General features: G+C 67.4%; 6 protein-coding genes. 4 read left to right on the top strand and 2 right to left on the bottom strand.

All coding sequences use genetic code 11. The features are described from left to right. Window positions 1-809 precede the first annotated feature (809 nt). The 4 genes from NR111_RS02885 (at window position 810) to NR111_RS18795 (ending at window position 7,103) form a co-directional block, all read left to right on the top strand. Window positions 810-2,243 (top strand): DUF3375 domain-containing protein, encoded by a 1,434-nt coding sequence (locus NR111_RS02885; RefSeq protein WP_256819827.1) that lies wholly within the window; start codon window positions 810-812, stop codon window positions 2,241-2,243. Beyond that, window positions 2,240-2,860 (top strand): DUF4194 domain-containing protein, encoded by a 621-nt coding sequence (locus tag NR111_RS02880; protein WP_256819825.1) that lies wholly within the window; start codon window positions 2,240-2,242, stop codon window positions 2,858-2,860. The genes NR111_RS02885 and NR111_RS02880 overlap by 4 nt, the downstream gene beginning before the upstream one ends. Beyond that, window positions 2,853-6,281 carry an ATP-binding protein gene (locus NR111_RS02875; protein WP_256819824.1) on the top strand — a complete coding sequence of 1,143 codons (3,429 nt, stop codon included), beginning with the start codon at window positions 2,853-2,855 and terminating at the stop codon, window positions 6,279-6,281. Before NR111_RS02880 ends, NR111_RS02875 begins: the two co-directional genes overlap by 8 nt. A 600-nt stretch (window positions 6,282-6,881) precedes the next feature. Next, window positions 6,882-7,103: a winged helix-turn-helix domain-containing protein gene (locus NR111_RS18795; protein WP_374210679.1), complete on the top strand. Its 222-nt coding sequence runs from the start codon at window positions 6,882-6,884 to the stop codon at window positions 7,101-7,103. Window positions 7,104-7,173: 70 nt separating this feature from the next. Here the strand turns inward: NR111_RS18795 and NR111_RS02870 are convergent, their stop codons facing one another. Together NR111_RS02870 and NR111_RS02865 are read right to left on the bottom strand one after the other, a co-directional pair. Next, window positions 7,174-8,085, bottom strand: coding sequence for a restriction endonuclease (locus NR111_RS02870; protein WP_256819823.1), 912 nt, complete (start codon window positions 8,083-8,085; stop codon window positions 7,174-7,176). 167 nt (window positions 8,086-8,252) lie between these two features. Continuing rightward, the gene (locus tag NR111_RS02865; RefSeq protein WP_256819822.1) at window positions 8,253-11,240 is read right to left on the bottom strand and encodes an AMP-binding protein; all 2,988 of its coding nucleotides are present in this window, start codon (window positions 11,238-11,240) and stop codon (window positions 8,253-8,255) included. Between the last annotated feature and the right edge of the window lie 31 nt (window positions 11,241-11,271).

Below are 11,271 nucleotides of genomic sequence, written 5' to 3'. Positions count from 1 at the left end.
ACGGAATCGCAGACGATCTCGGCCACCGAGTTACACCACTCTATGGGGCACTACTCGACGGCAAGGAGGCGCGCTGGGTTGCGGCACTTGTGACTAACGGGGAGTTGGCCCTGGGGCTGAATCGGTGATGGGGGGATTTGTGGCGGGAGGCAGGTGGGTCGGTGCAATGAACCGCCACTAGCGGGGCCATTCGCTACCGAGTCAACTCGATCCGAACAAATCCGTGAAGGTCCTTGAGCTCATTCTCAAGTGATTCTCGATCGTTGGATTCGATAACCATGGATCCGAAGGTGAATACGCAGAGGAACTTCAATTGTTTCCTACCGTCTATTAAAGTAGCAAGGTCTAAAGGTTGAATGGGGCATGCGGCAGCCCTTGGCGTCGATCCTAGGTCTGAAAAATGCTGTCCTTTCGGCCCTGGAACTGCGAGCGATAATACGCGTCTCCGCAGTGTGTGGGCGGGATACGTGCAAGCTCAATGAAGCCTGGCCAGTAAGGCGGCGGCCTCAGCCGAGGGACGGCTGCGACCTGCGAACAACGCATTAGTCGAACTATGATAATTGAGGTCCGCCGACATCCATTAACACGTGTTGGCCAACTTGCGAGATTAGCATTGGGCGACGAGGCGTGGCTCATCGTGACGGGGGCGACGACCAGAATGATGACAAGGAGGCCTCCCTGGTCAGCTGACCGGATCACCCCGCCCCCACCCTCGCCCCGCCGCGACCTCCCCACCCCCCGCTCCTAGACTGTCCCCTCGGCGCACGAGCCGCCGCGACCGACAGTTCGCCCACCCCGAGGAGCCCCACGTGGAGTACGCGCAGATCGAGGCGCTGCGCGAGCGGCACCCCGCCTGGCGGATGCTGCGCGCCACCCACGCGCCGCTGCTGCTCACAGTGCTGGGCCGGTTCTTCGTGGCGGAGGGCCGCGGCGCCAGCTCCGAGGGAGAGCTGGTGGCTGCGCTGGACGACCAGCTCTACGCCATCAACGCCCAGGATCCACAGAACCCACGCTTCCTGCGCACGGCCGCCGAGTACCTGGCGGACTGGGCCGGCCCGGAGGCGGGCTTCCTGCGCCGCTTCTACCCGCTGGGCGCCGACGAGATCCACTACGACGCCACCCCGGCCCTGGAGAAGGCCTACGCCTGGGTGCAGGGGCTGCCCGAGACGTCCTTCGTGGGCACCGAGTCGCGCCTGCAGACCGCCGTGGACCTGCTGCGCCAGATCGCCCAGGGCACCGAGTCCGACCCCGCCAAGCGCCTGGACCAGCTCGAGCGCCGCAAGCAGGACATCGAGCGGGAGATCGACCAGCTCCGCCAGGACCCGGCCTCCGGCCTGCTGGACCGCACCGCGGTCCGCGAGCGCTACCAGCAGTTCGCCACCACCGCCCGCGAGCTGCTGGCCGACTTCCGGCAGGTGGAGGAGAACTTCCGCGCCCTGGACCGCTCGGCGCGCGAACGCATCGCCACGTGGCAGGGCAGCAAGGGCGAGCTGCTGGCCGAGCTCGTCCACGGCCGCAGCATGATCGACTCCTCCGACCAGGGCCGCAGCTTCCAGGCCTTCTACGACCTGCTGCTGTCCACCTCGGGCCAGGAGGAGCTGTCCATGCTGCTCGAGCGCCTGACCGGCATCGACGAGCTCGGCGCCGACCGCCGCCTGCGCACCGTGCACCACGGCTGGGCGGAGGCCGCGGAGCGCACGCAGCAGACGGTCCGCAACATCTCCGAGCAGCTGCGCCGCTTCACCGATGACCAGGTGTGGTTGGAGAACCGCCGGGTGCTGGACCTGGTGCGCCAGATCGAGACCTCGGCGCTGCAGGTCCGCGAGGGCGAGCTGCCGGACCTCGGGCTGGAGCTGGAGGAGACTGCCGTCGACGTGGCGCTGCCCACGGATCGTCCGCTGTTCACCGCCCGGCCCGCCTCGGAGGTCAACAGCCTGCTCGATCCGGTGGACACCGAGGAGGTCGACACCTCGGTGCTGACCGACCAGGTCGTCGTCGACCCCGCACGCCTGGCCTCCCGCATTCGGGCGCTGATCCCGGTCCGGGGCACCGCCCGCCTGGAGGACATCGTCACCATGTACCCACTCCAGCACGGGGCGGCCGAGATCGTCGGTTACCTGGCGCTCAAGGACGACGACCTCGAGGTGACCACCAACGAGCACGAGGAGACCGTGATCCAGTACCACGAGGCCGGCAGATCCATGCGTGCGGTGATGCCGCGGGTGGAGGTCAGGCGCCGATGAGCGAGTCACACCGTCCCTCACCCGACCGCCCCTCACCCGACCGCGCCGCACCCGAACGAGCCGTGGCCGTCAGCGCCATCCGCCTCATGCAGGGCGTGGTCTACCAGGAGACCGACGCCTGGGACGACCTCGTGCGCCACCAGGGCGCCGTCCGTGACCACTTTGCGGTGGTCGGCCTGGAGGTGGTGATCGACGACGACGAGGGCTACGCCTACCTGCGCACCGCCGACACCCCGGAGGGCGAGGACGCGCTTCCCCGAGTGATCCGTCGCCGGAGCCTGACCTACGCCGACAGCCTGCTGCTGGTCCTGCTGCGCAAGCGGCTCGCCGAGTTCGAGTCCGCCGGCGACCCCGGGCAGCTGGTGCTCACGCACGACGAGATCGTGGAGATGATCCAGCTCTTCCTGGCCCGCAGCACCGACGAGGCCCGAGAGGCTCACCAGGTCGACGCCTCCATCAACCGGCTCGTCGGGATGGGGTTCCTGCGCCAGCTCAAGGACCGCAAGGGCACGTGGGAGGTGCGCCGCATCCTCAAGGCGTACGTCGACGCCGAGACCCTGTCCGATTTCTCGGCCAAGCTCGCCGAGTACGCCGAAGCGGGGGCACAGCATGACTAGCAGCCTGACGAGCGCCACCACCAGCGGACTGTTCTCCTCCGTGGAGCTGGGAGCGGGCAGCCGCCCCGGGTTCCGACTGGCCCGGCTGGAGGTCCTCAACTGGGGCACTTTCGACTCCCGGGTGTGGCATCTGGACTCCGCGGGGGAGACGCTCCTGCTCACCGGCGACATCGGCAGCGGCAAGTCCACCCTCGTGGACGCGGTGAGCACGCTGATGCTGCCCTCGCACCGGATCGACTACAACAAGGCCGCCGGTGCCGCCCGCAAGGAGCGCACGCTGCGGTCCTACGTCGAGGGCCACCACAAGACCGAGCGCAACGAGGCCACCGGCACCGTCCGGCCCGTGGGGCTGCGGGACGCGCGCTCGTACTCGGTGATCCTGGGCGTGTTCCGCAACGAGGGCTACGGCGATGAGGTGACCCTCGCGCAGGTCTTCCAGCAGCAGGACGCCACCGGCCAGCCGTGGCGCCGGTTCGTCACCGCCGACCGGGCGCTGTCGATCGAGGGCGACTTCACCGACTTCGGCACCGACCTGTCCACACTGCTCACCCGGCTCAAGGACTCCGGCGCCGCGGTGGAGAAGGACTTCCCGACCTACGGCCGCGCGATGCGCCGGCTGCTGGGGATCCGGTCCGAGCAGGCCATGGAGCTGTTCCACCAGACCATCTCCATGAAGTCGGTGGGCGACCTCAATGAGTTCGTCCGCACCCACATGCTCGAACCCGCCGACGCCTCCGCCCGGATCGAGGGGATCCTGCGGCACTTCGAGGACCTCACCCGCGCCCACGACGCCGTCAAGCGCGCCCGCACCCAGCTCGACGCGCTGGAGCCGCTGGTCGAGCAGATCGAGACCTACGACGCGGCCCTGCGGCGCCGCGAGCGGCTGCGCGACGAGCGGATGGCGATCCGGCCCTACTACGCCGAACTGCGGCTGAGCCTGCGCCAGTCCGAGATCGACACCCTGGGCCACGAGGTCGCCACCGCCGTCGCCGAGCTGGCCCGCATGCGCGAGCGCACGCAGGAGCTGGCCACCGAGCGCGATGGCCTGGTCACCGTGCGCGCCGAATCCGGCGGCAACCGCGTCGGGGATCTTGAGCGAGACGCCTCCGCCGCCCGGGAGCAGTTCGAGGAGCGTCGTCGTCGTCGGGACCGGTTCACCGACGCCCTCCACCGCGCCGGACTGGATCCGGTGACCGACGAGGCGGGGTTCACCCGCCTGGCCGAGCACGTCACCGCCCGCCAGGCAGAGCTCGACGCCCTGGCCGCCGACCTCAAGACCCGGCACGACGCCCTGGTGATGGACCACGGTGAGCGCCGGCGGCTGCTGCGCGAGGTGACCCAGGAGCTGGAGAGCGCGTCTGCGCGTTCGAGCAACATCCCCGCCGAGCAGCTGCAGGTCCGCGACCAGCTGTGCACCGAGCTCGGCGTGGACGCCGCCGACCTGCCCTTCGCGGGCGAGCTGATGGACGTGGCCCAGGAGCACGCGCAGTGGCGCGGCGCGGCCGAGCGGGTGCTGCGCGGGTTCGCGGTGTCCCTGCTGGTCCCGGAGAGCCTGTACGCGGGCGTGTCCGAGTGGGTGAACTCGCGCCGGCTCACCGCCCGCCGGTCCGACGGGCGCGAGGTGGGCGTCCGGCTGGTCTACGAGCGGGTGCCCGAGCGGCACGTTCCGCTGCAGCGGCCGCAGGCGGCGGGGTTGCTGCTGGCCGACACCATCGAGATCGCCGACTCCCCGCTGCGGGGCTACCTGGCCAAGGAGCTCTACGCCCGCGCCGACCACCGTTGCGCGGACACCATGGAGGAGTTCCGCGCCGCCGACCGCGCCGTCACCATCCAGGGGCAGATCCGGTCCCGCGGCTGGCACGTCAAGGACGACCGGCAGTCGGCCACCGACGCCCGCGGCTGGGTGCTGGGCTGGCGGACCGAGGACAAGGTGACCGCGCTGCGGGCCCGCCGCGCCCAGCTGGAGGGCGAGGTCGCCGAGCGGGCCACCCGGCTCGACGCCGCCGTGCGCGACCAGGCCACGCTGGGGGAGGCGCGCACCGCGCTGATCCGCCTGGCGGAGTACACCACGTGGCGGGACCTGGACTGGGCCGAGGCCAACGAGCGCGCCGAGTCCGCCGAGGCGGAGCGGCGCCGGCTGGTCGAGGGCAGCAGCGAGATGGCCGAGATCGATCGGCGGCTGGCCGACCTCGACAGCCGTAGGGTCGCGCTGGCGGAGGACGAGCGGGAACTGGCCGATCATCGGAGTCGGTGGCAGAGCAGCATCGACCACGAGACCCGGCAGATGGCGCGGGACCAGCGCGCCCTGGCCGAGCTCGACGACGAGCTGCTGTACGCCGCCCGGGAGGTGTACCCGCAGCTGCGCGAGCGCCTGGGCTACACCGAGGACAAGGGCGCCGAGTACGCCCAGACCGCGGACGAGGCCCACACCGCCGAGCAGGCGCTGGCCGACGCCGTGGACGCCGACGTGGAGCGGGCCCAGCGGGAGCTCAACGCCCTGACCACCCGCATCCAGCAGGCCATGGCCGAGATCTGCCGGCGGTGGCCGGACCAGACCAAGGAGATGGACGCCTCGATCGCCGCGCGGGACGAGTTCGTGCGGTTCCACGCCCGCCTGGCCGACGACGACCTCCCGCGGTTCGTGGGCGAGTTCGAGGAGCAGCTGCGCAAGAACACGATCCGGGAGCTGGCCGGCTTCCACAACTGGCTGCTGCGCCAGGCCGACGACATCGGTCAGAAGATCGAGAAGACCAACGAGGCGCTGGGGGCGATCGACTTCAACCCCGGCCGGTACGTGCGTCTTGACCGGGAGAACACTGTCAACCAGGAGGTCCGCCAGTTCCGCGCCGACCTCCGGGGGGTCACCGACCAGGCGTTCGGCGGCGAGGGGCAGTACTCCGAGGAGCGGTACGAGCAGGTCCGGGCCATCCTCGAGCGGCTGCGGGGCCGGGAGGGCCACAGCGACGGCGACCGCGCCTGGCGCACCCGGGTCACCGACGTCCGCAACTGGTACACCTTCTCCGCCTCCGAGCGGGACCGCGAGACCGATCAGGAATGGGAGCACTACCGGGATTCCGACGGCAAGTCCGGCGGGCAGAAGGAGAAGCTGGCCTACACCATCCTGGCCGCGTCCCTGGCCTACCAGTTCGGACTGGAATGGGGAGCCGACAAGGCCCGCGACTTCCGCTTCGCGGTGATCGACGAGGCCTTTGGCCGGGGCTCCGACTCTTCGACCCGCTACGCGCTGGAGCTGTTCGCCAAACTCGGCATCCAGCTGCTGATCGTCACCCCGCTGCAGAAGGTGCAGGTGATCGCGCCCTACGTGCGGTCGATCGGGTACGTGGACAACGTGGACGGCCGGTGTTCGCGGCTGGTGCAGATGACCACCGAGGAGTATCACAAGCTGAGGGGCGGTCAGTAAGGCTCTCATGAGGGGGGCGCGCGCTCTGCTGTCAAGCGAAGGTTGGCCGCGACGGCATTGGCGGACTGGTGCGGTCGTCTCGTACTTGCTTGCGGTGGGATAGACACGACAAGAAGATATGGTCGACCTGCTTGCGAGGCGAAACTCCAAACGAACCGCTCACCCACACTGGACTCAAGCTCGCTAGCGGCGGATCGCTGGCTTATCCCAGGCTAGAGTCCGGCGCGGGGCCAGCATTTTGTTGTTATAGAAGACCCACAGTCTCTTTGCGGCGGTGCGCGGATTGTCCTTGCAGCATCACGGTCTCTTCCAGCGACTTTCGTCGAGGACACAAACGGGATTGGGGGATCCAGATAGTATCGAATATTGAGTCAACCGAGACCAAGGGCCTTTCATCCATGGATGCACCCCACATGGCCCACGCGATCTTCTGCTTGAAGGGCGGGGTAAACCCTCCCCGAAAAGTCTAGGACTCAATCAGGCAGCAGTAGCAGCAAACTTCCGATCATCCAAGGAGTTCGACAGGTGAAGGGTCGCAGGAAGCAGGATCCAGATGTGACGCCTCAGGCGGAGTTCCGGCCGCTCATATGCGAACTGCTTATGGAGACTGGAGGCGGCCGTGAGATGAATGAGCTGCTAAGGGTGGCCGAGAAGCGGTTGAAGGGTAAACTCCGACCGGGAGACTACAACGGGCTTACCGGAGGAGAAATCCGTTGGCGAAATGCTATGCGTTGGGAACGCAATTCCATGGCCAAGGAGGGCCTAATTAAGCGGGGATCCCCTAGAGGGTGGTGGGAACTCGCCGATCGTGGTCGCAAGTGAGTGAAGGCCGCTAGTCGCGAATTGCGGCTAGCCGCCTGCTTCAGCCGCCTTCTTCAAACGCCTTCGGTAGTTAGTCAAAGTAGTCCTGATCCACCTTAACTGCGCTGAACGATTTTTCCTCTTCGATGCCGACTCGGTGCTCAATCATAAGGCTGACCAGATATTCGCCATCGACCAAGATGATGCGCGACTGGACCTTCTTGGCGTAGTCGATAGCGCCTGAGGTGAAAGAACTCGTCGTGAGGAATACTCCTCGTGACGCGCCAAAGCCGTGTAGTGCGCCAACGAACGCCTGGATCGCTTCTCGACCCACGTTATTGCCGTCTTTGTATCTCTTTGCTTGAACGTAAACTTGGTCTAGGCCAAGTGCATCTTGGTCAATTAGGCCGTCAACACCTTCGTCATTGCTTCTGCCTATTCTTTGTCCTCGTTTTCCGGCCCCGCCGTAGCCCATGCTTAAGAGGAGGTCGACCACGGACTGCTCGAAGAAGTCGGGGTGGCTGTTTCTCAATCTCTCAAGAAGTTCTTGACCGACGTTTTTCTCAATTCGAGAGATCGCGTCCTCGATAACTTCGATGGGATCAGTGAGCTCGGAGACGGATTCCGGCGGAGGCGAAGTGTCCTCTTGAACCTTGTCGTTCCAGAACGGGGTGAATACTACCCTCGCAAGCGAGTAGTCGAATCCTCCTGGGTAGGTCGCAAGGGCCTGTTTGCCAGCCTGCGTTATGAGGTAATGGCCTCTCTCGGGCCGGTCGACCCATTCGGCCTTGCTCAGGTGACTCAATGCCCAGCCCGCACGTTGTTCGAATCTCGAACCGCCAGATTTCAACGTTTCCTGTCGAGCTTCAGTGCTGAGCGTGATCAGCTCGGCGACGGTATCGAAGATTTGTCTGCGGTGGTGGGGTAGGCCATCAGAGAGAGCCTTGAGTGTGGGCACTACAAGCTCGGGCCAAATAGGAACTTCGCTTTCATAAGCATCCATATGGGCTATTCTCGCATATGAATGGCTCTAGCGTGACGGTTGATGTGCTTGCTTGAAGGGTCGCGTTGTAGTCCTGACGGAAAGTTTACGGGAACACGCTTCGATCCTAGTGAGTCGACCTGCTTCGTTAATTAGCTTGGACGACCGCCGATCGCGAGCGGAAGGATCTAATTGAACCCGTCCCGCACAGCCTTGGTCAGCCGTACGTACTGACCAGTGTCGGGATCGAGGATCCAGGTCCGCGGGCCGGCCTTCGGCAGCCCCCGGGCTGCGAGCGTCCTGGGGTCCGGCCGGTACCAGTTGGTCACCCGGATGTCTTTGACGACGTGGACGAGGTCCGGCCGCCCGGCGGGCGGGACCGAGGCCAGAGCGCCACCGATGTCGGCCGCGGTGATCGCCTCTGAACCCCACTTATTCACCGCGGCAACGGCGACCGGCCCCTCAGCGCCGGGCACCTCGTAGACCACGGCCAGGTCAACCGCGGGAAGGTCCCCGAGTGCGTCGGCGACCTGGATCGGATACACGGGCCCATGGGTCGTGCGGATGACGGTGCTCGCCGCCGCGAGCAACCAGAAGTCGCCGTCCCTGTCACGCTCGAAGATGTCATTGGTCGACACCCACGTGTCGCCGGGGCGGAACACCCCACGGAGTTGGCGCACGGAAGCGTCCAATCCGAGCCTGGGCCGGGTGAGAAGTACGCCGGGTGCGTCGATCTCACTGGGTATGGCGAAGCCATCGGGGCCGGCGAGGATCGCGCCGGTGTCGGGGTCGGCCTCGACGAGACGCACGTCGGCGGTGCCGGGCAGTGGACGTCCGCGCGCGCCCGGCTTGGAGGTGGTGAGGTTGGCCAGGACCACATCGGACTCGGTACCGGCATAGAACTCGAGGACCCGCGTGCCCGGGTAGCGGTCCAGGACCCGCCGCCACAGCCCACGGGGCATGCCTGACCCCATGAAGAGTGAGAGTGTCGGGAGCGTCTCGCGCGGATGCACTGGCCCGCGCACCAACTCGCGCATCATCGCCCAGGTGTAGGACACCACCGTCACGCCGTAGCGGCGGATCTCCTCGTCGAAGGTCGCCGGATCGAAACCGCGGGAGAGCGCGATCCGGGCTCCTCCCGCCACGGCGCCGCCGACGGTGGTGAGCAGGCCCGATGGGTGGTGGAGAGGGCTGAGGCAGTAGACGGTGGACTCGGTGGTGAGACGCGCAGCGCTGGCGGTGCCGAACGCGGACGCCGCCCACCGGTGGTTGGTGACGAGCTTGGTCTGCCACGTGCCCGTGGAGCGGGTGAAGAACACAAAGGCCAGGTCACCCCCTCGGCCGGGATTCGGCCGGTACCAGCGGGGCAACTCGACCGCCTCGGGGTCAATACGCTCGAGGTCGACGACGTCCTCGCCGAGGTCCGCGGGCAGGTCGCGCTCACCGCCGCCACCGCCGAGCACGAGCGCCCGCGCTCCGGCATCGGTGACCTTGGACGCGTGCTCGGGGTCGGCGACCACGTCGGTCACGGAACTTAGCTGGAGAAGTTCGGGCAGTGACTGGGACGGGGGGAGCAGCACGGCCACGGCGCCGAGCCGCGACAACGCGGCGATGGCGACCAACGCCGAGGGTCGCGTCTCCATGAGCACGCCGATGTGGTCGCCCTGCCGGACCCCGACGTCGATGAGGCCCTGGACGACGTTCGTGATCCGGGTGTCGACGGCGGAGAACGTGTGGACGCGGTCGGAGAACAGGAAGCACGCGTCGTTCGGCTGGTTCCGGGCGCGTTCGTCGATGATCTTGGCGAAGGAGATCCGGGTCGCGGGCTGGATCTGCCCCAGCCGGATGAGACGCGGTGCCGCGCGCACCGCCTCGTATCCGACGGCTCGCGTCGTCCGCAGCGCGCCCAAGGCGAGCTGCCCCGCACCGCGCACCACGCCGACCCCGAGTCCAGCGGCCTGGAACGCCCCGTCCGCCGCGAGCATGATCGCTTTGGTGGGGGAGGAGTCGATGACGGTGTCGGGGTCGACCTCAGTGATCCCCTCCGGTCGGGCCCCTCGCTCTTCGATCCAGTCGATCCAGTGAGCGACGGTGGGCCACGTCTGCGAGGCGGCGGTCGAGCCCACAACGAGGCCGAAGTGCCCGGCGCGGACCGGAAAGTCGTAGACATCGGCCGCGGGAGCGACGGACGCGATCTTGCGGACGCCGGCCGGGACGCCGATCTCGTCGACCTCGCCGAAGACGGCGAGGATCGGGCAGGTGATGTCCGCGAGTGAGACAACATGGTCGCCGACGACGAATCCACCGACCATCATCCGGTTCTGGATGACTACCTGTTGCATCATGTCGACGATCGCGGGCCCGGACCAGGCCACGAATCCCTCGCCCCCGATGAAGCGGCGCTGCCGTTCGTGGCCGAGGAGTGCTTCGCGGTTGTGGAGCTGGCGCAGGAAGTCGACCTGTGAACGGGCGGTCTTGATCGGATCGAGCAGACGGAACGCCGTCGAGGCCAACCACCCGGGCAGTGGGCGTTCGTTGAAGACGTAGTCGGCGACGAGGCGTGCGATGGTGACGACCACCTGCTCGGGAATGCCGAGCGGGGCGTTGCCGCGCCAGTCGACGGGGGAACCGAACGTCACGATGCTCTCGAGGTCGCGTGAGCGCCGGTAGGCCGCGGCCTGGTAGCAGAACATGCCGCCCTGGCTGTACCCACCGAGATGCACCGAACGGCCGGTGGCCGCGGTGACGAGGTCGACGGCGTCGCTCACGGCCACCACGTGGTCGGTGAGGGTGCGTTCGAGACCGCCGGTCTCGAGGTCCGGGGCGCCGAAGTCGATCACCCACGGGTCCATGCCGGCCTCGTGCAGCGCGGCCACTGCGCTGGTCGAGGGGGACACGTCCCAGACCTCCGCGGAGATCATCATCGGCGGAACGAGCACGATCGGCGGCCGCGGCGGCTCCTCCTCCTCGATGTGGACCCCACTGTGGCCAGCGTCCCCCGCCGCTGGCGGGTAGTAGCGGCGCAGCCGGAACATCGGGCGGCGGGTGACGATCTCGAACGGAGACTGCTCCTCGTCTGTCTGAAGGCCGCCGAAACGCAAGACCTCGACCGCGTTGAGGACGAACGACGTCGCGGTCGTGAGCGCGGCCGAGATGATGTCAGGGTTGGGCGGCATGGTGGTTCAGAGGATAGAGGGTGCGGCACGG

The organism is Dietzia sp. Die43 (assembly GCF_024519835.1).
Taxonomy (GTDB): Bacteria; Actinomycetota; Actinomycetes; order Mycobacteriales; family Mycobacteriaceae; genus Dietzia; species Dietzia kunjamensis.
This window is presented reverse-complemented; position numbering and strand designations above follow the sequence as displayed.